This window comes from Psychrobacter sp. H26 (genome assembly GCF_059073035.1).
In genome coordinates this window covers 660,436-683,693 of the sequence record NZ_JCACRW010000001.1, presented here as the reverse complement: position 1 = coordinate 683,693, position 23,258 = coordinate 660,436, and the positions used below count along the sequence as shown (strand labels likewise).

20 protein-coding genes are annotated in these 23,258 nt (G+C 43.6%); 4 read left to right on the top strand and 16 right to left on the bottom strand.

Annotated features, from left to right (window positions below; all coding sequences use genetic code 11):
* Positions 1-139: 139 nt before the first annotated feature.
* Together AC5JPT_RS02905 and AC5JPT_RS02900 are read right to left on the bottom strand one after the other, a co-directional pair.
* Complete coding sequence (locus AC5JPT_RS02905) at positions 140-1,900, bottom strand: ShlB/FhaC/HecB family hemolysin secretion/activation protein (RefSeq protein WP_493857051.1); 1,761 nt, start codon at positions 1,898-1,900, stop codon at positions 140-142.
* Between the two features lie 120 nt (positions 1,901-2,020).
* Entirely contained in the window at positions 2,021-4,528 is a 2,508-nt protein-coding gene (locus AC5JPT_RS02900; RefSeq protein WP_493857050.1) for an LPD1 domain-containing protein, read from the bottom strand.
* Positions 4,529-5,282: 754 nt separating this feature from the next.
* On the opposite strand from AC5JPT_RS02900, the gene AC5JPT_RS02895 reads away from it, so the two are divergent.
* The 3 genes from AC5JPT_RS02895 (at position 5,283) to AC5JPT_RS02885 (ending at position 7,659) form a co-directional block, all read left to right on the top strand.
* Complete coding sequence (locus tag AC5JPT_RS02895) at positions 5,283-5,756, top strand: hypothetical protein (protein WP_493857049.1); 474 nt, start codon at positions 5,283-5,285, stop codon at positions 5,754-5,756.
* Between the two features lie 241 nt (positions 5,757-5,997).
* Positions 5,998-6,636: a LysE family translocator gene (locus AC5JPT_RS02890; RefSeq protein WP_493857048.1), complete on the top strand. Its 639-nt coding sequence runs from the start codon at positions 5,998-6,000 to the stop codon at positions 6,634-6,636.
* 78 nt (positions 6,637-6,714) lie between these two features.
* A complete protein-coding gene (locus AC5JPT_RS02885) occupies positions 6,715-7,659 on the top strand; it encodes an EamA family transporter (protein ID WP_493857047.1) in 945 nt (314 codons plus the stop codon).
* 268 nt (positions 7,660-7,927) lie between these two features.
* Here the strand turns inward: AC5JPT_RS02885 and AC5JPT_RS02880 are convergent, their stop codons facing one another.
* Together AC5JPT_RS02880 and AC5JPT_RS02875 are read right to left on the bottom strand one after the other, a co-directional pair.
* Positions 7,928-8,368: a GNAT family N-acetyltransferase gene (locus AC5JPT_RS02880; RefSeq protein WP_493857046.1), complete on the bottom strand. Its 441-nt coding sequence runs from the start codon at positions 8,366-8,368 to the stop codon at positions 7,928-7,930.
* 185 nt (positions 8,369-8,553) lie between these two features.
* On the bottom strand, positions 8,554-8,976 hold the full coding sequence (locus tag AC5JPT_RS02875; protein WP_493857045.1) for a rhodanese-like domain-containing protein: 423 nt from the start codon (positions 8,974-8,976) through the stop codon (positions 8,554-8,556).
* Between the two features lie 218 nt (positions 8,977-9,194).
* Here AC5JPT_RS02875 and AC5JPT_RS02870 point away from each other — a divergent pair, with 218 nt between their 5' ends.
* On the top strand, positions 9,195-10,064 hold the full coding sequence (locus tag AC5JPT_RS02870; RefSeq protein ID WP_493857044.1) for a LysR family transcriptional regulator: 870 nt from the start codon (positions 9,195-9,197) through the stop codon (positions 10,062-10,064).
* A gap of 278 nt (positions 10,065-10,342) precedes the next feature.
* On the opposite strand, the gene AC5JPT_RS02865 is transcribed toward AC5JPT_RS02870, so the two are convergent.
* From AC5JPT_RS02865 to AC5JPT_RS02810, 12 genes are all read right to left on the bottom strand, one after another.
* Entirely contained in the window at positions 10,343-11,209 is an 867-nt protein-coding gene (locus AC5JPT_RS02865) for a glycoside hydrolase family 19 protein (protein WP_493857043.1), read from the bottom strand.
* Between the two features lie 6 nt (positions 11,210-11,215).
* On the bottom strand, positions 11,216-11,605 hold the full coding sequence (locus tag AC5JPT_RS02860; protein ID WP_493857042.1) for a hypothetical protein: 390 nt from the start codon (positions 11,603-11,605) through the stop codon (positions 11,216-11,218).
* Complete coding sequence (locus AC5JPT_RS02855) at positions 11,602-12,138, bottom strand: hypothetical protein (RefSeq protein ID WP_394211193.1); 537 nt, start codon at positions 12,136-12,138, stop codon at positions 11,602-11,604. Before AC5JPT_RS02855 ends, AC5JPT_RS02860 begins: the two co-directional genes overlap by 4 nt.
* Before the next feature lie 237 nt (positions 12,139-12,375).
* Positions 12,376-13,113, bottom strand: coding sequence for a hypothetical protein (locus AC5JPT_RS02850; RefSeq protein WP_493857041.1), 738 nt, complete (start codon positions 13,111-13,113; stop codon positions 12,376-12,378).
* A 2-nt stretch (positions 13,114-13,115) separates the two neighbouring features.
* Positions 13,116-13,979: a hypothetical protein gene (locus tag AC5JPT_RS02845; protein ID WP_493857040.1), complete on the bottom strand. Its 864-nt coding sequence runs from the start codon at positions 13,977-13,979 to the stop codon at positions 13,116-13,118.
* Entirely contained in the window at positions 13,979-18,196 is a 4,218-nt protein-coding gene (locus tag AC5JPT_RS02840) for a defense against restriction DarA-related protein (protein WP_493857039.1), read from the bottom strand. Before AC5JPT_RS02840 ends, AC5JPT_RS02845 begins: the two co-directional genes overlap by 1 nt.
* A gap of 81 nt (positions 18,197-18,277) precedes the next feature.
* Entirely contained in the window at positions 18,278-18,910 is a 633-nt protein-coding gene (locus tag AC5JPT_RS02835; protein ID WP_493857038.1) for a hypothetical protein, read from the bottom strand.
* Positions 18,900-20,501, bottom strand: coding sequence for a hypothetical protein (locus AC5JPT_RS02830; RefSeq protein WP_493857037.1), 1,602 nt, complete (start codon positions 20,499-20,501; stop codon positions 18,900-18,902). The genes AC5JPT_RS02835 and AC5JPT_RS02830 overlap by 11 nt, the downstream gene beginning before the upstream one ends.
* 16 nt (positions 20,502-20,517) lie before the next feature.
* Positions 20,518-21,171 carry a hypothetical protein gene (locus AC5JPT_RS02825; protein ID WP_493857036.1) on the bottom strand — a complete coding sequence of 218 codons (654 nt, stop codon included), beginning with the start codon at positions 21,169-21,171 and terminating at the stop codon, positions 20,518-20,520.
* The gene (locus AC5JPT_RS02820; RefSeq protein WP_493857035.1) at positions 21,168-22,061 is read right to left on the bottom strand and encodes a hypothetical protein; all 894 of its coding nucleotides are present in this window, start codon (positions 22,059-22,061) and stop codon (positions 21,168-21,170) included. Before AC5JPT_RS02820 ends, AC5JPT_RS02825 begins: the two co-directional genes overlap by 4 nt.
* A 64-nt stretch (positions 22,062-22,125) precedes the next feature.
* A complete protein-coding gene (locus AC5JPT_RS02815; protein ID WP_493857034.1) occupies positions 22,126-22,620 on the bottom strand; it encodes a hypothetical protein in 495 nt (164 codons plus the stop codon).
* Positions 22,621-22,629: 9 nt separating this feature from the next.
* A complete protein-coding gene (locus AC5JPT_RS02810; protein ID WP_493857033.1) occupies positions 22,630-23,250 on the bottom strand; it encodes a hypothetical protein in 621 nt (206 codons plus the stop codon).
* Positions 23,251-23,258 lie beyond the last annotated feature (8 nt).

The window sequence follows — 23,258 nt, the reverse complement described above, 5'->3', positions numbered from 1 at the left end:
TAAAAAAAGCCTACATAACTGTAGGCTTTACTAGATTCTGGTTTACATTCGAAAAAGTCAACATGCAATACTTAAAAGTAATTAAGATGAGCTAAGTATACTTAAATCTGCTGATTATATATTTATTTTTATATTATCTTTAATTATACACCGTCACTCTAAAACCTCCGACCGTGTCTTTATCAAATGAATCAGGCGCTTGCAGACTCTTGCCTACAAAACCGTCTATGCTGATATTGCTTGCATAGAGCCTAGCACCAAGACTTGAGCTGACCAGATATTTCCCTGCTAAGAATTGCGTACTATCACCATCGACCCAGCCTTGATCCACAGTGACATAGGGCATAAGCGTCATCTGATTCGGTAGCGGCAGTATGCGCGCAATCTCTTGCTGTAATAACATTCCTTTCTCACCTGATAGACTTTGTTCTTCACTTGACCCTTTGAGGGTGTAACGTCCACCAATACTGAACCTGTCCTGAGGTATTAAAACATCAGGACTATATTGACCGCGCCATTGCAGATTATATTGATAAGAGGCATCAGAGATATAAAAAGGACTTCTGAGGTTTAATTGCGCCTCCAATATACTGGGCTGTGATTCCGCTTCACTGATAAAGCTCTCAGGAGCTGCTATTGCTGAGAAAGCACCCGTGCCTCTTTGGTATTGCATACTGGCATTAAACTCACCTAAGCTGGTTTGGCGTTGATGAGTGATACCGGCTTTCCAACCTGCAAATCGACGACGTTGTACTTCAATCTCGATGTCATCAAAAAAGTTTTTTGAATTACCGTGGTAACCACCTATGGTAGCAATCGTCTTAGACTTACTATTTCTATGGATGATTCTTTTTACATCAATAGCGCTATTATCGGATCTGCCTTTGTAGATAATATCTTCATTCAGTCCTGCTAAGGTTTGATCGAAACCATAATCACTATGTGTTAGTTGCAGTTGCCAGTTCTTATAGGGGTAGCGGTAGTTCGCATAGATACTTTCATTATTAGAGGCACTATCTACGTTATTCCAAGGATCAATCGTATGGGTGTAAGATAGATTAAGAACATCGTTTGATGCTAGTGGTCTATCGATGGTGGCGCTCACCGTCCCTTGATACTGACCCGTATCCTTGTTTCCAGAGTCATCAATACCAAGCTGCCACTGTATACGATTAGCACGCTTTTGAGTCACAACGAGATCACTACTGCCATACTGCTCATTATCAGCCGCGTTGATGCTTGGAATAATATCAATCGTCGTGCTATGTGATTGCGGTAATCTAAAGTTCTCTAGACTGGTTTCAATATCCCTTAAATTGATAACATCGCCTTTGTCTAACACAAGGGCGTTGCTAACATTAACCTTTGGGTGACCATCTTCACCGCGCCATACGTTGTCAAGTCGACCAGGTGTAATGGTAATCTCAAGCGTACCACTGGTTAAGTCTTGGGCAAGTAAACTCGCTTGAGTGGTAATAAACCCTTGCTCGATTAGCTCATTCTGTACATTACGCAACGCATAATTCAGACCTTGCTGACCAATGCATTTACCTAGTATAGATCCCTGCCCGTATTTTATAGGCCCTAAGATAGTGGCAAACTGTCTTTTGAGAGCAGATTCATCAGGCAGTTGTAAATTAACTTGATAGATATTAAAACAAGGACTTTCACCAAGCGGTGGCTGTTTCAAGCTAGTATCTGGCGTTGGTTCACTGAAGTTCACAAAGGGTTTAGAGGTTTTATCCTCTAAATTATCAAGGCGCTGTTGATATTGATTGTATTGTTGCTGCTCTATCTGATTTAGATCAGCTTGAGCATAGACGTGACAGGTAAGACCACCTAGGCTACATAATTGGATACTGGTTATCAAAACAGGTTTTAGATGATTCGCAAATGACATGATTGTGTCTATCATAAAAATAAAAAACAATTGTATATTATCTACAATTGTTTTTTAAGAATTTTTAGATAAATCACTATCTTACTTATGTTTTTATATTTATAAATAATTTACTATCCATTAATCAAATAACTGCCGTGAGTGTATATCTCTATAGTTATCATCAAAGAAGACACTAGACGAACCGAAGATAGCATCCATCATGGCTTGGTCAGCACTAGCGTTCTCAAAGATTTTCTCGCTTTTAATCACCTCAAACAAGCTCTCAAAGGCCAAATTAATTTTCCTACGTTCTTCGCCTTCAGGATAAGCCTGATGATAGCCGCCGTATAGCGCATTATCTGCCCCATAGCTTAAATAATCATTACGTCTGTTCTGGTCTTTGAGACTATCTTCTAAAAAAGCTTGAAACGCACGTGCGGCCATCTCGTGTGTGGTTGACCAGTAAGGCCTTGAACGCTCAGCATCAAGCTTCTTAGAATTGGCATAAAACTCTGATATAGGCTCACCAGTGCTTAAAACAATCGGCTCCCCTACTTTATCTTGATTGAAAAAGGCAACGGCAACCTTGCGCCATTGGCTATGGTTTTTCCTACGCTTAGACCTATGCGGCGAACCAAGCTTTGAATCAACAATATCTACCGCTTCTTTGGCGTCCTTAGCGTCAAATATCAGTTTAGCCAAGCGCGTACTATTTTCTTTGATATTAAGTAGCGCAAGTTCTACATCCTTATCAGTAATTCTAAATACTTCAGGTGCTCTAACATCGCCCGTCTTCATGGCCTCTTGTAGCTTAGCAAAAGCTACTGACAGATTGATTGACTTCTCAGCTACCATCATAGGATCAATACTTAAGTACTTGCCAGCACCAGTCGCACCATCTACGCCTAACACTTCGCCCAAGATATTGTCGATCGCATGGAACCACTCATGGCCCAGCGAACCACCACCTTTCATTTTAGTAATATTGATGACACGCTGGACCGGTTCATAATGTGCCAAAGCTCCTTTAGTACCACGGGCACCTAAAGCCAGTGCTAGCCTGCCCCCAAAAGCCAAGGATTTAGGATCAATTTTCACGATGTCTGACAGGTCCATCATAGCGGCTGCCGCATTCTCAACGTGAAATTTAGCACTGGTTTTATCCTTCAGTACCCAATTACCTGACTGAATATCACGAAAGCCAAACGTATCCTTTAACTCTTCAGTAGAGTTAATCATTACCGGGTCACCGCCAATACGCTCAATACTGTCAGCAACAATCAACTCAAAAGTGCTCTTTCTCTTACCCTTATGCTTGCCTTGCTCATCTGATGGACCTTTATCAGGCTTAATAGTTAATTCCCAGTCATTGTATTTACCTTTAATGGCCCTATTGGCATGTTTGATAAAGGCGTCTGACTGCAGCTCTACAATATTCCAGAATCTTTCTCCTAGCGATATCCATGCTAAGGTTGATAGCGGGTCAACCAGTGCCACTAACTTGTTGGCCAGAGCGATTCGTTCAACGTCGTCCACAAGCTCTTTATACTTATCAATATCTTCACTAACGACAACCGGCGCTATATCTCTTGCAAATCTTTTGTTGAATTCAATATTAGGATATTTCTCAGCAAGCCAGCTTCTCATTGACGTTTGACGTGCATAGTAGCTACCACGGCTGCGAGCAGCCCTAAAGCTACCACCCACATATTCTACAAAACCTTGCTCCTTGGCAGTATCGTTAGGCACATCCAAGGTTTCTAGTGCAAGCTTTTCAGCCGCCTTGTATTCGCTCTCAAACTCAAAAGACTTATTTTCGATAAACTCTCTTTGCTCTGTTACTTTAATAACTGCTTGATTATATTGGCCCTCATCCAATGCACTAATAGTGTGACCAGACATTTCGCTGGCAATAGCTTTGAGCTCAGCAATCAGGTCCCTGGTACCAATAATATTTTTATTCTCAGTGAGGCGTGATTTTAGCGTATTGATACCGTTAACATAGGCCCTACGAGCCAGCGCCTTCTGATCAATAATTGGAATAGCGTTAAAATGCGCAGCAAGTCTTAGCTTATTTTCAGTACGGCCGCCAATAACTCGGCGCCCTGATGTGCTATTTTGCAAGAAACCCATTACATCCCAATAAGGCTCAGGTGCCACAGAGGCTAAAACCTTTTGAATAAGATAGGCGGTACCGGCTTCCACGTTTTGATCTTTTAACGCCTGATAGTCCACATTCCCCATAATGTTAGATTTTTTAATCACATCTTCAGCAACTAAAGCATCAGCTTCGATTTCATCCCATTCAATATCAGTAGCTTTAACAGTAATGCCGTCTTTGGCCAAATCTTTAATACGGCTACTGGCACGTTCTTTGTGCGACCCTGCGATATAGCCGGTATCGGCATAACGATAATTCTCATCGTTTGGATTGTCACTGTAATCGTCATCACCCGTATTATTCAATTCGTAAACAGTAGCAGCTTGCTGGACCTCTTTTAACGTTAGGGGGCTTATTGCACCGATATCCTTCAATATGTCAGTGAGCTTTTTTGCGGCTATTAAGCGCGCCTTTATGTCTGTGGCCGCTTGCAAGCTGGCAAGTGCTGTCTGCAGTCGTTTTAATTGAGCGAGTTTTTGTTTCATAACCATGGGTCCAGTTGATCGTGTTTAGATGATCAATTATGGCAAACAAAAAAAGTATGCTTTTTATAGTGTTCCAATAAAAAAACCCTACATAAGCATGAATCTGTTAGAAGTGCATGAAATACAACAAATCCTCCTGTAGATTAAATGGTTAAAGACTTCTAACTTTTATTTTATGTATGAGTCATTGAGTAATCACCTATCATACTAGAAAATTTTTAAGTCATTGATTTTATTTATGATAAAAATGGGTTGAGGATAATTATTTATTGTATCATAGGGAAAAAAGTCATCTAAAAATGCTAATCTTTAGTAATCACATATCATACTGAACAACACTTGGAAGGTATTGATCCACGTGAACACTCATTCTTATTAAACATAAACACTTAGATATTTTAAATAACTCTCTGTTCCAATTATTCAATAACCTCTCTTATCAGAAGAAGCATGGCACCCTAGTGAGAAATTTAATAATAGGCTGTAGGGTGATGATATCAACGTTTTAACTCGCTGAAATAGTCACAGTGTACTTAGCATACACATTCTATCTATGGTCAGTGTGCTATACAGGTCTTGCACTCAATACGACTATGCCAGCTACTCACACTGGAATCTGGCAGACTAACAATACATTCAACAAGCTGCTACTTGGAAAAATCAGTAAATGAACTTAAGTTTTCGTGATTTATCTACCCTTGGAAAGCTATACATTGTTTGTTTAACCTTTATGGTTTTAGTAGGTACCATCTACATGCTTATTGTGATGGATGTAGATAGAAAATCTGATGAATATCCGGTTGATGAATCAAGTATCTATAGCAGCGAAGGCGTTTTAACACTAAGAGAAACCTATAGTAATGAGTATTGGCTAAACCTAAATAGCAATGGAAGCGACACGATTATCAATTGTTATTTGGGTGCGCGAATGCCTAATGGAAATGGCAGTTGTCGCATACCTTCTGAAAAGATAACACTCATTCAAGGTAAGGAAGTTACTGTTCATTGGTATAAAATACCCACATTATATTGGTATCACAACCCTTATAAGCAACTTATAAGTATTAGCGCTGATGATGAAATTATTTATCAGATACACAAAGGTAAGAATCAACTTCTCGTAAATGTTGGCCATGCCTACTTAATGCTTGTGTTATTTATGGGAAATATCTTAATGTTTTTCGTCATTAGATATTTTATCAAATCCAATTTTGGTAAGTTTAAATAGCTTAAACTATAGTCGGTTCAATATAATTTGGATACAAGGAAGGCGAGTGAAAGCACTACAAGTCGTAGACTAAGCGAGCCTGACACCGTATCCAATTTGTAGGGGATTGACTATAGAAAGTTTTTATGGCGTATACTCTTTCGTTTTTCGGAATGACTGTCCTTTCTAAAATAAGCATAGTTTAAAATATCAATTAAATGCTAGAATGCCAACAAAAGCTTACTCTGGTAGTCGTATTTTAATGAATAACATTGCCCTATATATCCTTATAGCCTCTGCCACTATTGCTAGCCCAGGTCCTGGTGTCATTCTAAGTATTACAAACTCCCTCACGCATGGTCGAAAAAAGACCGCTTATGGCATCTTAGGTATCTCTCTAGGAATGCTAGGCGTGGCTATTGTCTCAGCTACTAGTATTGGACTAGTGATCGCAACATCAACGAAAATGTTCTTGGCCATTCAATTGGTGGGTGCAATGTATATATTTTACTTGGGTTTTAAAATGGCCATTGGAAAAAGAAAATCATTTGTCCTAGATTCTGGCAACACGTTAGATGTGAGTAGTACAAGTGCTGGTAGGTTATTCAAAGAAGGTTTGCTAACTTCTCTTTCTAACCCAAAACCTATCTTATTTTTTATGGCTGTATTTCCGCAATTTATCGACACTGAGCAAACCTATCTTTCTCAATTTCTGATTTTAGCTTCAGCTTTTTGCTTCTTGGTCTTACTGATCCATTTCTGCTATGCAGAAGTATTTGCTTTAGCCAGTCGATATCTATGGAAAGCTCAAGATAACCTATACTTGATTACAAAAATCGGCGGCGTAACATTGATGTTCATTTCCGTTCTATTGTTTGTAAGTGTGGTGCTCGCTCTCTAAAAGCCTCCTATAGTTAATACGAGATTGTCATAAAATTTTTAAATATAATAACCAGCCATAATTTCTTAGGCCAACGATATGACTCCTATATACACCGCATTGGCTGTACTAGTTACCTTTATTTGGGGTGTGAACTTTACCTTTATTGCATGGGGACTTGAAAGCTTTCCACCGCTAATGCTCACCGCCCTGCGTTTCTTCTTTACCGCTGTGCCACTGGTTTTTTTTCTGAAGCTGCCAAAATTTAATCGTACATTATTTATCTATGCTATCGGTACGTTTGTCATGCAGTATGCTTTTGTATTTACTGCCATGCACTTAGGGGCATCAGCAGGATTGACGGCACTATTGTTACAAGTTCAGATTTTTATCACCGTATTGTTGGCGTATTTTATACTGGGTGAGGCAGTGAGTCGCATGCAAATCATCGGTATGCTGGTTGGTGTTCTAGGGCTTAGCGTCATCGCGTTAAATCTTGGTGGTGATATGCCTTTGGCTGGGTTTGTCTGTATCTTGATTGCGGCCATAGGCTGGAGCTTTGGTAACATTGCTTCAAAACAGGTGTCAACACAAGCGACGCAGCAAGGATCAGACGGAGCTATTATTTCGTCTAATACTGGAAAGAATAAGGCATCCGCATTGTCTGCTCTCACTCTCGTGGTTTGGGGTGGTCTGATCGCTTGCGTGATTTTAACTCTATCTTCTCTCATATTTGAGACCGAGGCATGGCAGTTAGCGACGTTTACCGAGGCATCGCTTAAGTCTTGGTTATCACTTGGGTTTATTGTGTATGTCTCAACGTTAATAGGCTTTGGACTGTGGGCGCATCTGCTTAGTCAAAATACGGCTTCTAAGGTTATGCCGTTTGCTCTATTGGTGCCAGTATTCGGTATGACAACCTCAGTGCTGCTCACAGGAGAGGTCGTGACATGGTGGAAGATGCTAGCAATGGCATTGATATTGTCGGGATTGGTACTAGCGAATATGAAAATTAAACTGGGAAGAAAGCGCCAGCCAATATGATGTTAGCTGTACTTATTCCTATAATAGCGTTTACGGTAAATAAGGATAACGTGATCTACTATTCAAAAGCTCACTGCATGTACACAACGAAGTACATGGATAATACCTCACTCTTCTAAACCATTGCTATCACTCTTTTACAGCCTAATATCCAAGTCCTCATTAGGATGCCGAACCAGTGGAAGCACTTGATTATTTCGACATAGGTATATTTCTAGAGACCTCTACAGATTGAATGATCTTTAGTTACACAGGATTTAGGAAAGCATCACGCTGACCAGAAAAATCGATGCTTCTCTTTGTTAGTTGCGCCGAGCTTCTGATAAAATTTAATGGCAGAAAGGTTGTCTTTCGGTGTTTGCCACTGGATCGTATTTATATTATTTTCTTGTGAAAAAAGTTTAATCTTTTGCATTAACTCCATACCAATTCCTTGGCCTCTAGTTTCCTCATTCAAGTATAAGCAGTCAAGGTATAGATACCAGTCCATGTCCCAAGTTGAAAACTGTTTTATTACTGACATATAACCCATTAGCTTGTTATTTGATTCCACAACGAAGATGGTTAGTGGAAGTGACTCTAAACTACCTAACTGTTGATGCTGTTTAGATAACACAAGTTCATGACCCTCGAAATGAGCATGATCTTTCATCAATAATAATAGAAATTCATGATCTTTGACTTGCGCTACACGAATACAGTATTCCATATTAACTCCTAAAGTACTTATTCATTCATAGAATCCAGAGTTTGGCGTACGATTAAAGCTCTTTGATTTTATTTGTATGGACAATATATTCAACAAAACAAGTAATCATATAAATTGCTAATTTTTAGAGTATGTGAGTATAGCAACCACTACTATCAGCAGTGGTTGCACTGAGATATTTATTGCTATTTTTGAATTTCAGTCACCCGACGGTTAACAGGGTATCGTTCAAAATCTTCCCAGTAATGAATTCCACCGATCATTTCTTTTACAGCAAATCCCAGTGCTGATATTTTTAATCCTGCTTTAGTCGCGCCATTACAACCAGGACCCCAGCAATAAACAACAAACAAAGTGTCTTTGTCGTACATTGCAAATGACTCACTATTAATTTCACTGTGAGGCATACTTACAGCGGTTATTGCATGGCTTTTATCAAAAGCCTCTCTAGAACGTACGTCTAATAATATATAGCTTTTAGTTTGCTCCTTGATATCCGCGTAAACATCTGAACAATCGGTTTCGCAAACTAGTTTAGTCGCAAAAAATTCGTTTGATTGTTGAGTGAGAGCAGCTTGGTAAGAAAATGCATTGCTATTGTTAGGCATAAATATTCCTCGTATTATTCGTTGTGTGGGACTGAATCATACTGTTCGTCTTCAGTGAAGCTAAATTAGCGCAATTTGATTTAATTCAAAATTCATGATTTCTGAAGGCAGTGTTCAATAAGTATGAATGGTGGAATAATGAAGTAGGTATTAAATTTGCCTTTATACTGACTGAGAATACGATCCTGTATTCTTTGAATTGATTGAGGAAATTGACATTGGAATTTTACCATTTACGCTCTTTTGTTGCCGTTGCTCAAACAGGTAATTTAACTAAAGCAGCAAAACGTTTGTATACAACACCTCCAGCGATAAGTGCTCATATTAAAACGCTTGAGGAAGAACTCTCAACCCCTTTATTTATCCGATCTCATAAAGGCATGTCTTTAACTGATAAAGGTCAAGCTCTATTAGAAAAAGCACAAATCACCCTAGATAGTGCTCTTGATCTAGTAAATTTAGCGGCTAATAACCAACATGAAATAATAGGAACATTCCGCCTAGGTATTAACTTAACTGCAAAGCAGGTAAAGCTTCATGAGTTAGCCGAGAATCTACAAGAAAACTGTCCAGGTATTAGCTTGGATATTCACCAACAATCAACTGGAAAAACCCTTAATAACATTAAAGAAAATCGACTAGATGGTGGTTATATTTTTGGTGAGATTCCCGATGACTTTATTAGCGTAGCAGTTATGGAACAACAAATTACGACTATTGCACCAACAACACTTGATTGCAGTAAAATACTAACACAAGCAGATCTAAGTACGCAGCAGTGGATAATGATGGGCGACTATTGCCCTTTTGATACATTTTTAAAAAGAAAGCTAGGTAGTGGCATACCCTCTGTATTAAAAACCAGTGATGACGGTACTCGATTAGAACTGGTAAAAAGCGGTCTAGGTCTGAGTTTTCTCGAAATGGAAGAAGCACTTCTGGCTGAGAAAAACAACAATATTAAAATCATATCGACATTAAATTTTTTTACTACATTACATTTTGTTGTAGCTAAAAGCAGGGCTAATGAACCAGTAATAAACGCTTTATTGCAAGAAGTTAGAATATTATGGGGTATAAAAATTTAGTATATAAGACTAAGGCTTATACCTCTCATTATTGATGACCATATCAATAATGAAAGGTATAGTGGATGTAGCACTATGCTAAATTAGATTTTAAGTAACATAGAGCTAAGCTATAACATATAATATGTCGTCACGCTAAGTCAATCTTCTATATGCCAGTCAAAATATGGCACATAAACGGCTGGCAATTTTTGCACTGTACTAACAAAAAACCCCATCAAAAATGATGGGGTTTTATTAAACCTATCAACTACTATTTAGACTTTGAATAAATGTTATTACAGAAACCGCAAGCACTTTTCTAATGTCTGACAAAAATGCTCATAGCCATTTAGTCCACCATTGACCGTCTCACGGACAATGCGAGCGCCATAATTCATCTTATAATCTTTGGTTTCAATACCCTTTGAAGTCAGCGTATTTAGTGTATAACCATCATCATACGTATTGATTTTTTCAGCTTTGGCGTTGCAGCCGTTTAACTGCCAAAAAGCCATTGCTGCTTTTACTGCATTCTCTAAATCTTCAATATGCTTTGGGTTGTCGCCAAACGGAATACCTGTCGTGTTCTGCAAGATATAGTAGTTACTACGGAACGTGTTTTGAATGATGCCGCCACCGCGATAATCCCAACCATCGTTAGTACCAGGGCGATTGCCATAACGACCACCATACAGATAATTGGCAACGGCAACTTGCCCTTTTGCGATCAGGTTCTTGGCAGCCGAAACAGAGGCAATGCGAGTGCTAAAAACTTGGCGCAATCGACCCGCTGTATAAGCAAAACTTTCACGCTTGGCATTAAAGCCGTTGGACTCAACAATGCAGTTTGAAAGGAAAGAACACATTTGCTTTTTAGTCAAAATATCATACTGCGGTGCATACTTTAAAATAAGTGGAATCGCTTCAGCATTAACGCCAGGATAAACCTTACGAAGGTTCGCCAATGTGAGATTGTATGGTCTGTTCTCTGTTGATACGGCAGGTATTACGCCTAAGCGCTCAATCAGCTCATCGCGAAATGCTGCGTCTTCCATTGCCTTATTGGTAGTATCAACAAGCAGTTGTGTCAGCATACTGGTACCTGATACGTGCTCACGCAATTTGGCAAAGATATCGGTGTCGGTGACTGTGGTAGTAGTCATAAAGCATTACTCCTGTGTGGGTTCGGTTTTGCCGCGCATGATATTAAGCTGTTCTTTTAGCAGCTCATTTTCAGCGGATAATATCCTTGTTTTGATTGATAAAGAACGATTGCGCTTGGTCGCACGGCGTAAAACAAAAGCCACAATCAGCATCATAAAGACCATGATTACCCGTGCTAAAGCACTCTGATAAGAGGGCTCAAATATTGTGCTGCCCCAGTCCGCCCAAATGAGCATGAGCCACGACAGTACGCCCAGCGCCAATATGGTTGATATTGACTTTTGGACCGTGCAAGTGTTTTTACTCATCAGTAGGTAAACGCATACGGTAATACCAATAAATGGGGCAATGAGATTGATCAAGCGCCAGTCAAATAGTGCGTATAGGTAGCTCACTTGTCATCCCCCTTTAAAATCCACGCAGCCAATAACCTAAGGCGGCTCATTGCCATTGTTTTGATACCGTTAAGGGTAAAGGTAGTAAATATTTTTCTTAGACCATCCCAGAGCTCAGTACTACGGATAGCCTCGCCAAGATTGAAGACCAGTAACGTGCCTGCAAACCCTGAGCATAGCCCTGTAAACATCAGCATCGCCATTGTTGGACTCGATACAAACGTAGGTAAAATAATAAATGCGCCGATCAATCCCGCTAAAAACCCCATCACAAGATTCATAAACTTTTGGGTATAAGACAAACGTGCCTCTTTCATTACATCCACGTATAAGGATGCAACCGATCCAATGGCGGCCAGCACCACGGTCAAGATAAAGAACACCCAAATGGGTAAATTTAGGTATAAGAACAAATGCGTCTGACCGAGCTCACGGGCGAAAACCTCACCACCTGCGCCGACAGCAGCCACATTCGCGCCGTTACCAACAATGTTTGCCAGCGCAATTTTTGCGGTGGCGACTTTGTGGCTCATACCGTGTCACTCCTTTTATTATGCTAAATTTTATATATTTACCGTCTTGCTGAATTGGTCGTAACCACTGCATCTAAACGAGCAATAACTCCAGACTTGTAAAGACGCTCGTTCTCAATGGTTTTTGATACGCGCTCAAAACTTGGTGAGTCTCGATACAGTTTTATAAAAGACAATCCCATTTTAAGGGCTTCGGGCAAGCTCATTTTGCCGTGTTCCACCATCGTAAAAGCGTCTTCAAGCAACGCATGTTGCAAGTCTTGCGGCTGCCCCTGATAAATGGCCAAGGGTGTGAAATCGTGACGGCTCAATAGCGCCGTCACCTCCTGTTTTTAGTACGGTTAACCCGCTGTTGTCGCTACCTAATCTGACAAAGTGCGTAAGCTGGCTTGCGCCGCTGCTGCAAGCCTCAACAAGATCATTAAACTGGCTTGTAGCAGACAAGCCGCTAATAAAGCTAAAACGCTCTTGAATGACAGCGTTGATCTCGCTATCGGTCATGGTTGGCGGTATTGGTTCCCATATAACATCATCGCCGCCAATAGCGCTGGCCAAGTTACCGCTAAGCTGGCACACCATTTGTCCGATAAGCCAGTCGGCCACGTTCTCACAGATCCCCTCTAAAACGACGACATGAGCGCCTAGCAAGTGATTAACAGTCAACGTACCCACTTGCACCTCATGTGGTACGTCTAGCTGTATCGTGTGAATCAGGTATTCATCGTTCGCGCCAGCACTATCGGCGTTGTAATTGTGATCAGTGGTCGCTTGATGGTTTAGCAGCACGTAATAACGCTCTTGCGCGGTTAATCGACCTGCCAGCGCTGCATCACCGCTTAAATGGCCAATTAAAGCGCTTAAGCGTTTTTCGTTAAATTCTGACGGTATGTGTGCAATGTCTATGGCATCGCCAATACTGAGATCAGGCAAGCTCACGCTTTCGTTTAATAATTTAATATCTAGTGTTGTGGTCATGACTAACGCCTTGTATTAATGATGTTTTGTGCATCCCATGCGGTTAATGATAAGAAAACAACCTGTACCCTAACGGCGATACGGTTGCCGTCTTTGGTCATAGGCGCTGTAATCGGTGCTGATACGCTTTCGACCACCATGGGGCTGTAGGTTTTACCGCCGTATTGAAGTTGTACCAATGGGGGAATAATTGAGGGAAACATGGCCTCTGAAAAACCATCTTTTATCCCGCCAATCAATAGCGATTGACTGGATAGCTCGGCGGCTGACGACCATACTTGTAATTGCTGCAACGCGTCTTCTACTTCTGTTTGCGCGTTCGCCCACGCTTGGAAAAATAGAGTGCCAGTGATACGAATTGAGCTAGCAGACGTGAAGATCTGACGGCTGTTTAACTTGGTAAAGTTTGAGCGCCCCAATAAGCCTTGAAGTTTGTCTGCGCCCTCACTCAGCATATCACCCACGCCTGTTACATTAGCCGCCATTGAAACGCCCTCGGCAACCGTAGCCCCCACGCCAGTTGGATCATTTGATAGGGCAAACAAGCTGTAATAAGCGGCATTGATTTGCCCTGACTGAATCATACCCATCAGGTTAGGTAAGCGCCCTTCGGGGTTTGATGACTCAAAAGGCGTGCTGTATTGGCTTTCAATCGAAAAATCAGCGTCTTCAAAAATGGATTCAACCGTAGGCTGACTGGTATCAACGCTATAGGTTTGTTGACCTTGGCCACCCTCGATATTGCCCTCAACGACTGGCCTAATGTTTACAACAAGGTTTTTGTTTAAGCCTTTTTCACGCCAAACGCTGCCTAACGTTTTACCGTTAGGCTTTTGGCTTTTGTTGTTGGCTGGCGCGTCCAGCATTACGCACCTGCCATATCAGTAAGGACTTTCATGCTGACGGCAACTATTTTTTGCTGCAAGGTCACGCTGATAGCGTCCAGCTTCGCGCTCAGCTCCGCATCATCCTCAACCTGATCTACCAAGTCGATAAGCTCGTCAGTATCGGCGGTCATAGGGTCAAAATCGGGGGCGCTCATTTGCTGCTCGATCTCGTTAATACGTTTAGCGGCGGCGCTCTCTGCTGGCTCAGGTTCCGTTACTGGTGTTGTCTCAGTTGTCTCAGTTGTATCAGGTTCATCATGCGTGTCTGTTGTGCTCATATCGTCATCTACCTGTATGTCTAGCGCGTCTGCAAGCGCTGATTGATATTCGTTAGTGTTGTCAGTGAATACGTGCTTAATCGTGGTGATAACGTCAGTACCGCTTGCGCCTTTTAAGATATTACATTCGCCATACGCATCGATCTTGGCACGCAAGTAAACGCCACCCTTTTCGATCTGAACGGTGATACCGTAAGTTGGGTTGGATTTACTGTCGAGGCCGTCAAACATTGAATCTTGATAAGCGGTTGCTGTGAAGTCACCGACCACAGCATCAGCGCCAAGTGAGATCGCCGCGTCCACGGTCTTACAAACGGCATCGGCAAAATTAAGCGTTTGTCGTGCAAAAAGGCCGTTATCAATGTGGTATAGCTCGTTATAATTCGATTTGTTTTCGTAGTCGTCTTCAAGTCCGACATGAATATCATCATCGCCAATACCTAAAATGTTTAGCTTGTCCTTGTTACGGTCTAGGAACATTTGCGGGTATTCGCTGCTGTCGATCTCGTCGTACTCGTCATCATCGCTGGCTTGATCTTCTGCATAAAGCTCTTTAATGCCTTTAAACGCTGGGTATGCGGCTAGCAACTCATCAAGGCTGTTAAATATTTTTGGCGTGCTGGTTCTATAAGCGCGGGTTTGTGCGTTGTCAGCGTAAACGGTGAATCTACCGTCTGAATTAGGGATAGCTTGCCAGCTGTCCTTTTTCTTGCTGTTCATGTAAGCGATATAAGTACCGTTTTCGCCGCGCTCGACTGGCGGGTAGCTCTTGCCAGTATCATCAGCGCTAAAAAACTCTTTACCCTCTTTCAACTTCATAGACGCATTATTTGCTTTGACCACCTCAAGCTGTTTTAGAACGCTGGCATCATCAGGATAGTTACCGCCGCTAAAGTTCTCGCCTTTTACATGGTACTTGCCAGCCTGTTCGGTTACGGTGGCCAATACGCGACCACGGCTATTAACATAGACTGAAACGGTTTTTTCTACTTCATTGCTGCTTTCTTCGTTGTCAAAATACTGCGGGTAGCCGTCTTGGTTTGCCTCAATAGCAAAATCCATTCTGTCTATAGCAGTAGTACGAACTCTTACTAGCACTGGTTGCTTGTAGTTTTCGACCTGTTCAGCGCTAAGCCCAAACTCATCAGCGTTTTCAATAAGCCATGTGCGGTAGTTTTCGGCATCGCCATTATCGTATGCCAGCTTTACGGCCATAGCTCTACCGTTGCCGCTTTCAACAATTAAGTCATCGCCCACGATAGGTGCACCGTTCCCCACTCGGTCTGTTTGACCTAGTTTTTCGGTTTGAAGTTTTTTAGCATTAGCCTTGATCGCCTCAACGGATTTTTTATCGCTACGATCACGCGGCTGTAATGCTTGTGGAAAATCAGGATTGGCAACACCTGCCGCATCATGCGATACGATTAGTTTTTTTGCTTCTACTAGCGCAAAATTACTGCTGATCTTAGTGCCTTTGACTGTCGTTGACTCGTTGACGCTGCCTTTGGTTACTTTGTCATCCGTGGTAGTGTCGCTGGCAAGGTCTAAATCTTCATCAAAGAAAATATTTAAGATGAGATCGCTAGCTGCTGCATCATTTGTTGATAATTTGTCAAATTGCTTGACATTTTCATGATCATCTTGATAGGATTTACCTAAGAAGTCTTGGTATTGGCTAGATTCGGTGAACCCATCAAACATTGCGTTTGTGTTAGTATCCCCTAGAGCTGCCAAGGCTTCTTTTTTGTTTATACCAATGTCATATAAAACCTTGCCTTCATTGTTTTTTTCAAGAACCACTCTTGCGCTTTTCAAAACATCATCTACCGCAACATCAACATGCAAAACATAATATCCCTCAATGTTTGAGTCTTTACTTTTGCTTGCATCTGTATAATTGGCAAACTTACCCTTCTTAATCATTTCAGGTATAGCGGCCACCAGCTGCAATTTATCGCGGAATGTATGATTTGCTTTTGCAATATGTTTACCGCCACGTCTTCTTAGAAGAACATCGCTATCAACGGCTTGGCAAAAAATCACTTTGTCTCTCAGGTTTTCATCAAAATAAGCCATTGCATTGTTTTTGGCTGTTTTGAAGTCTACGCCCTCGCTTACGTTTATCTCATTGCCTGTGATAGAAACTGGCGTATCGTCATCGTCTTTTTTTGATCCCGCCAACGTTAATTCGGTGTTTAATATCTGCGCCAAACGATCACGGCGTTTGGTGATTTCAGGGGTCGTTTCACCAGCGGCTCTCTCATTATCCATGATACTTTGAGCCATACCGATTAAGTCTTGACGGCCTACGCGATAAGCAATCAATAGCTGCTCGTATGCTGGCAAGGCTGCCTTTGCTAGTGCATCAGCCAGTCTAAAAAACTGCTCTTTAGGTAGCGCTTGGACAGACTCTACGGTCATATCCCATTTTTTAAAGCGCATACTAGAAGATGACAAACTGTTGATAATCGCTTCCATTTCGTTGTACTTGTCGGCCTCGCTTTTGGCTGCGATCTGTTCATCGGTAAGCTGCACGTCAGGATTAAAAACAAGCTGGCTTATGGGCGCTCTCATTGAGCCGCCGTCATCAATAAAGATTCCCGTAGTTCCATCAGGTGAATAGCTTTTGAATATGCCACGGCTGATCTCGCCGTACTCACCCATCCATATAACCGCATCACCCTCTGAAAAAGCGCCGCCCTTTGGCTTCTCAGGCTCAGGCGGTTTTTCGCTTTCATTCTTACGCTCTTGCATGGCCATATCGATTTTTTTGTTTAAGTCCATAATGTCGATATCTAACATGCTGATCGTAGACTTTCTATCAGCGACCGTCTGTTCTGCGTCCAATAGCTCTTGCTCAACCTTGGCTTTGCGTGCTTGCGCGGCTTTAAAGCGTTTAGAGTTCTTAGCTGCCAGTCGCATGATGCGGCGTGCCAGCGCGGGTAGCTGCACGTTCTCGCCGTGTTTTGGTGACAAAGCGGCGGTTACGTCACGCTTGTTTAACATCCATTTCCACGACACCATGTAATCGGTTGGTAGTAGTTTTGACGACGACTCTAGCGGCTTATGGAACCAAATAGACAGCTTTTGGCCGTCCGATAGATCAAAGACAAACGCAATGTTAATCACGCCTTGGCGCTTAAATTCTTTAGTTTGCGTGACGTTGGTTACAGATAGATCGTCGCTGCTTAGGCCGCTAAGCGCCTTGAACAAACGGTCTTTTAGCAGTGGTAGACGGCTTTTAGTGTCCATCAACGCATCAAACTCTGCTTCCTCCGCGTCCATTTCAAAAAGCGCGTCTGCCAAGTCAAAATCAGTGACAAGCTCGTGGCGGGTATCGGCGCGGGTAAGATCAAGGTACAAATTGCGATCTTTGCCGCCATGACTGACTAGGCTGTCGTTATGATCCCATTCAACGCTGTCAAACGTGACGCGCTCGGACTCAACGACCAATTCAGGCGCGGTAATTACTGGTAGATAGCCTTTGTTTTGTGAAGGGTTATTCATTAACTTGTTGATAGCGTCAATCGACCATGCGTGATCTTGATCGATACCGTCAAACTGCATGGCGTTATTGGCGATCAGCTTGCAATGAGTGCCGCCCAAACTGTCTAGCTGAGTCTTGGCGACCTGTAGGGCGTGGTTGCTGTCCATCGCGCCACCAATGGCCATGCTGTCGATATAGGTATTTATTGAGTCAAAAATGTTTACAACGTGCCAGCTGTCATCAGCACTACCAACGGCGCTATCAAAGCTCACGCTGTCAAAGCCTGTGCTGTCTGCTAGTACCGCTGGGATATCACGATAGCGCCCAGTAATGCGGCCAGTCTCATAACGACTGTACCGACTGAGCGATTGACCGTTGGGGGTTGTAATGTGGTGGGTGCTGTGCGCTTTATTCTGTGTGGTGTATGCCATTTCGCCGTACCTATGAGTAATTAATAAGATACGGTTATTCTGACAAGTTTTGAGGTAGGTGCTTTAGGGGTGTTCCGTGGGTTAACGCTCGAAAATTAACGGCCGCATTTTTTGAAAAGTGATTGATTCTTTTACAACTTCACTTCTGCCAGTCGCGCCAGTCTCAGCACGACCGCTTTTGGCCGCCACAATCCAAGATCGCGTGACGGCTGGCGGGTCATGCGGTTTTTTATGGTTGATCAAGCCAATGGTTAACTTAAAACAATAATCCTTTGGTACGTTGACCGTACCATCTTTGTTGAACGCCAAGTCGTAACACGCTCTGAACGACTTAAATATCGCGCCTGTACTGGTTTCAATAAACGTCATGTCCATTTCATCGGCGGTCTTTTGCGTTAGATAGCTGGCGGGTAACGCGCCAGCGTAAAACGATTCAGCATCGGCGCTACCAAGTGACAAGTCAGCCTCGGTCACAAGGTAACTTAAGGTCTGATCAGTAAACCACGGTATGCCGCCGCCAATACCGTAGATATCTTCGATCGTCACGACATACATACACTGCAACAAAATCTCATGCGCTCTAGCTTCGCCATACATTTTTCTAAGATCCTGTATTGGCAAGTAGCTCTTAGCGGCGTTGATAGCGTTGTTGGCATAGCTTTTGGCATAGCTGGTAGCGTTGTTGGCTGCACTGTTAAAAAAGTTAGTCTTCATCGTCAAAGTCCAATTCGTCGGGTAGCTCGTCGTCTTGCGGCGGCGCGGGTTGTCCATCAGGCATCATCATGTGATCGCCCTCAGTTGGTGGCGGCGCGGTAATGGAAATAGCGATCTTCTCAGCCATGGCCATGTCATAACCCATTTCGTCTTCTAGCATTAATTGCGAGGTTTCTTTGTCCAAGCCCAGCTCTTTGATCATTTGTATAGCTTGCGCCTGAATGGTTGTTGTATTAGCGCGGTTTTGCTTGTTGTTGAGCGCTTGTGAGGCGGCGGCGTTTTGGTCGCTGTAAAAATCAAATTGCCATGGATACTCTTTAGAATCAAAGTGTTCGCCGTACTTGATGCCCCAATGAATACTCATTAGGTGATTAAGCGCGTCAATGACTGCCTGACGAATTAACATAGATCTATTCATGATCTGTGCTGACGTATGGAACGCTGCCCCATCGCCTAAACCACCCGCCAGCATGTCAGCCCACCCCATCAGTGCGAGATCAATACCAAGGCCACCCGCTAAGCGTCTTAGGTTAAGCATCAACGTACCCTCATTAAGCGGCGCTTGGCGCTGTGATAGATCGCCCACTGACTGCAAGATCTGCTTATCGCCCCATTGCGGCATAACGTGATAGCTTGTACCGTACAACGCTTCGCCGCCCTTAAACGCGTCTTCTACCTGTCCGCGATAGTTGCTAAGCATTTTGGTAAGCCCCTCTCTATACTTCTTAGCTTGCGATGGGGGCATACCCTCCATGTTTATCGTTAAAAAGGCTTGCTTTACGCTGTCTGCAATCTGTTGGTTATTAAGTCCAGCGCGGCTAATAGTCACGTCCTGCCACGGTTCCTCGATTGGGTATAGGAATGAGCCGCCAACCTCGCTTGGTAAGATCGGATTGTCATAGCGGTTGTCATAGATCAGTGTTTTTTCATCTTGCCAAACTTGTAGCGACATTTGCGGTACGTTGGTAATACGCGGCATTTTTACCCGCAGCATTTGCATCGGCGTTAGCTTGGCGATTGAACGTTCAAAGTCTTCTTCTTCTAACGCATGAAAACCGATTGTATCCCCCGCTTGCTCAAACGGCATGATTAGCGGCGGCGCGGTGTGTCGGTTATTCATCAAGCCAACCACGCCAGTACGTTTGTCGGTATAGATACGCGCATAACTATCACCAAAACCGACCGCCTGACGTGCCAGCGGGAATATGTGACGATTGATAATCTCGGTCATGTGACGCGATTCACGCTCTACCTTATCGCGTAGCTCTTTGGCGCGGCGGCCTTTGCCTCTAATGCGATCATGCGGGGTCATAAAGATCATATCCCCTGTCGTTTCGTGGCCACCCAGCGCGGCGGTAGTGTGCAAATTTAACGCCTCCGCTATCTGTGGGTCTTTTTGCATAATCTCCCACATGGTGTAGATCTGCTGGCGTGTGCGAGGTATTTTTTCTTTGTTGTAGAACGTGCCAAGCTCAAATTGGTTCATGGCATCGTATTGATGATTTGCATCATGAATACTTGACGGCGTGCGTGCGTGTCTCGTTTCGCGGTCGGTTATAAGCATACCCGCCATTCTTTTAAAAAGTTTCATATTACCGCCTGATTAATTAGTTGGGTGTACTGGTGTCGCTGCCGCCTGACTTCACGCCGCCGTGTGTGTGCGATTTAACCGACACGCCAGCGGCTTTAATGTCTACCGTGGCGCTTACGCTACCGTTAATAGTCTGATTGCCGTATGACACGCTGTTGCCGTTGATCGTTTGGCCACCATTGATCAGCTGATTGCCTGTCATAAAGTAATTGCCAACTTGGTTAATATCGCCTTTTGCGTTTGTCTCAGCATTGATATTTAGCTCACTGGCGTTAATGGTCACGGTATCGGCATCAAGGTTTATTTTGCTGGCTTTTAAGTCGATAAAATCTTTAGCACTTAGCGTTATGCTGGTACGCGCCAATAGCTCGATATTCTCTTGACGTATGCGGCGCACGTCTACGGTTGCGCGGCCTTGTCCGTGACGGCGGTAAAACGCCACCACTGGCATTGATACATCACCTTGCTCAAAAAACACCCATACATCAGCCCCCGCCAATAGCTCACGCTCGGTGTCCAAGTCGTCATCGCCAATGGGATATGCCAGCATTGCGGTGATACCGTCTGCCACGCCGTCTGTGAGTCCAGCAATAGCGACTTTGGCGGTACGGTTAACCTTGTCATAGCTCACCAGTTTGGCGGGGTGCATATAAGGGGATATAAAGCTCATTGTTTGGTGTCCTCGACCTGAGCCAGCCATGCTTTTGTTGCGGCGACTGACCGACCGCCTAACGCGCCTGATTCGTACTTGTGAACGCCAGTAAGTGTGACCAATAATTGATCGTCAACCGTTATGGCCGCGCCAGCGTCCAAGCGCTCGTCCAGCTGGCGCGTGATTGTGGCTTTAGTGATCAAAATGCGGCGTAGGTTCTGTAGTTCGCGGGTATCGGCGCGGGGATAGTATTGTATTGAGCGCTCAGCTTTTGCCGTGCCTAAAATATCTGATCCATTGTCATCGATCGATAGGTAGTTAACGTTGCCGTGCCTGACCTCGTTAGGGTTGTCTACCCACTGAACCGCGCTTTTATCAAAAAGGATAGCGTTACCGTTCGTAAGCTCGTTTAGGCGTATAACAGATAGACCGCTTTCGGTATTGCATACCACGGCGGCTTCTCGCTGCAATGCCAGTGCAATCGGTACGGTTGGTAGCTGTCCTTTTAGGCATGTAAAGCTGGCAAGTTTGATATCACGCGTTATTCTCACTTTCGCGCCAAGCGCTCGGTAAACCTCGTTAAAACTGGTTTTTTCCAAGTGCACGGCCTTACTGGTCACGCCAAGCAATGCTTCACAGCCAGCAAGAACGGCGATCACATGGATAGCAGCAACGCGGCGACCAGCTTTAACCGACTGCTCGTTGATCACTTGTGACTTAATAATTACCAGCGGCACGCCTTTTGGTGTGGTCATCTTGCGACCAATGGTAAATAAATCACGCAATCTATCATCAGCCTTTACCACCAGTTCTAATGTCACTGGTACTGGCACAAGGTCGGTTCGATAGATTGCGCTGATTAAATTACCGCCGCCAATTTGACTACCATCTTCAAGCTGAATATTCACGCGTTTGTCTCAAAAGTAATAATGGTTTAGGTGGTGTGGCCACCAGTAGATCGGCGGCCATGTCTTATGATTGCCATACCAGCCAAGGGCTAGTGTTGGGATAGCGCGGGTCATCATCGGGTATCTCAATACTAAACGGCTGGAATTGGAACGCCTCTTTTTGCATAACCCTTACGGCTTCGTCGTACAACTGGCGTGCTTCACTTGATGACATGCCAGCGGGTTGAACGCCCAAATTCTGCGCCCCCTCCATACGCCGCGCCTGTACTAGATCGCAATGAGCGCGGATAACTGGCTCAACAATAAGCCAGTTATCCACACCTAAAACGGTATTGCTATCAATAACCAATAGCGGTTTATCGCATGATTGATCGCTTTTGGGGCAATGCTGCAACTCGCCTGACCACCCCGCATACTTTTTGGTATTAATAACAAACACCTTGATAACGTCACTGAGCAATAAAGAATATCCAGTCGTTAAAAGTTCATCATACAAATCATTGGCTGCATCTTCGATCGTGCCAATAACGTGATTTACGTCTGTATCATTAACGCTCACAAGGCCACCTTAACCAAAAATGGTAACGTCATTTGATGAAAAAGTAGGCGTTAAGCCACCAAGGGCGCTTAGTGCGCTGTTCAAGGTGTTAGCGAAAACGTCCGTACCTGTTGAGCCAAGTTTGCTTGCATCACCAAAATAGTTATAACGACATGCTGCCTGTACCTGCAAAATTTGGCTGCGGCTGGCCGCATCAATCTCACCGCCGCCGTCAGCAAACGTGATCGCGCAATCAATAAGCTCATATTCGCGCACGCCTTTGATGTTATCGCCGTCATCAACAAAGCCGTCATAAATGCGTACCAGTGGAATAACGCCGTCATGAATATTGACGAGATCATCAGCAAATCGTGAGATCGCGCCGCTTTCGGTTTCAATAAACGTCCATTGGCTCTCAAAGTTGGTCTTACGCGTGCCAGCGGCGTGTGCTTGTAGGCCGCGTGCTAAATCTACATCAGCGGGGTCATGGTGGCTTGAGATCGGGCGCTGGAAGTTCTGTAGCAGCATATATAGGTCTTCGTAACCATCAATGACCAACACCGCATTACACGCCAGCATAGCCGCGCCTAGCGACTTCATCGTGTTGTATTGCTTGCGGTAGGCTGCAAGACTGGGGGTTTTTGTTTTCATGAAAAAAT

Coding starts and splice junctions, on each gene's coding strand:
- AC5JPT_RS02880 (WP_493857046.1), bottom strand. CDS start 8,368: ATGGAATACTGTATTCGTGTAGCGCAAGTCAAAGATCATGAATTTCTA.
- AC5JPT_RS02825 (WP_493857036.1), bottom strand. CDS start 21,171: ATGAGCTTTATATCCCCTTATATGCACCCCGCCAAACTGGTGAGCTAT.
- AC5JPT_RS02900 (WP_493857050.1), bottom strand. CDS start 4,528: ATGAAACAAAAACTCGCTCAATTAAAACGACTGCAGACAGCACTTGCC.
- AC5JPT_RS02810 (WP_493857033.1), bottom strand. CDS start 23,250: ATGAAAACAAAAACCCCCAGTCTTGCAGCCTACCGCAAGCAATACAAC.
- AC5JPT_RS02845 (WP_493857040.1), bottom strand. CDS start 13,979: ATGCTGGACGCGCCAGCCAACAACAAAAGCCAAAAGCCTAACGGTAAA.
- AC5JPT_RS02905 (WP_493857051.1), bottom strand. CDS start 1,900: ATGTCATTTGCGAATCATCTAAAACCTGTTTTGATAACCAGTATCCAA.
- AC5JPT_RS02835 (WP_493857038.1), bottom strand. CDS start 18,910: ATGAAGACTAACTTTTTTAACAGTGCAGCCAACAACGCTACCAGCTAT.
- AC5JPT_RS02890 (WP_493857048.1), top strand. CDS start 5,998: ATGAATAACATTGCCCTATATATCCTTATAGCCTCTGCCACTATTGCT.
- AC5JPT_RS02855 (WP_394211193.1), bottom strand. CDS start 12,138: ATGAGCCACAAAGTCGCCACCGCAAAAATTGCGCTGGCAAACATTGTT.
- AC5JPT_RS02830 (WP_493857037.1), bottom strand. CDS start 20,501: ATGAAACTTTTTAAAAGAATGGCGGGTATGCTTATAACCGACCGCGAA.
- AC5JPT_RS02885 (WP_493857047.1), top strand. CDS start 6,715: ATGACTCCTATATACACCGCATTGGCTGTACTAGTTACCTTTATTTGG.
- AC5JPT_RS02840 (WP_493857039.1), bottom strand. CDS start 18,196: ATGGCATACACCACACAGAATAAAGCGCACAGCACCCACCACATTACA.
- AC5JPT_RS02850 (WP_493857041.1), bottom strand. CDS start 13,113: ATGACCACAACACTAGATATTAAATTATTAAACGAAAGCGTGAGCTTG.
- AC5JPT_RS02895 (WP_493857049.1), top strand. CDS start 5,283: ATGCTTATTGTGATGGATGTAGATAGAAAATCTGATGAATATCCGGTT.
- AC5JPT_RS02875 (WP_493857045.1), bottom strand. CDS start 8,976: ATGCCTAACAATAGCAATGCATTTTCTTACCAAGCTGCTCTCACTCAA.
- AC5JPT_RS02865 (WP_493857043.1), bottom strand. CDS start 11,209: ATGACTACTACCACAGTCACCGACACCGATATCTTTGCCAAATTGCGT.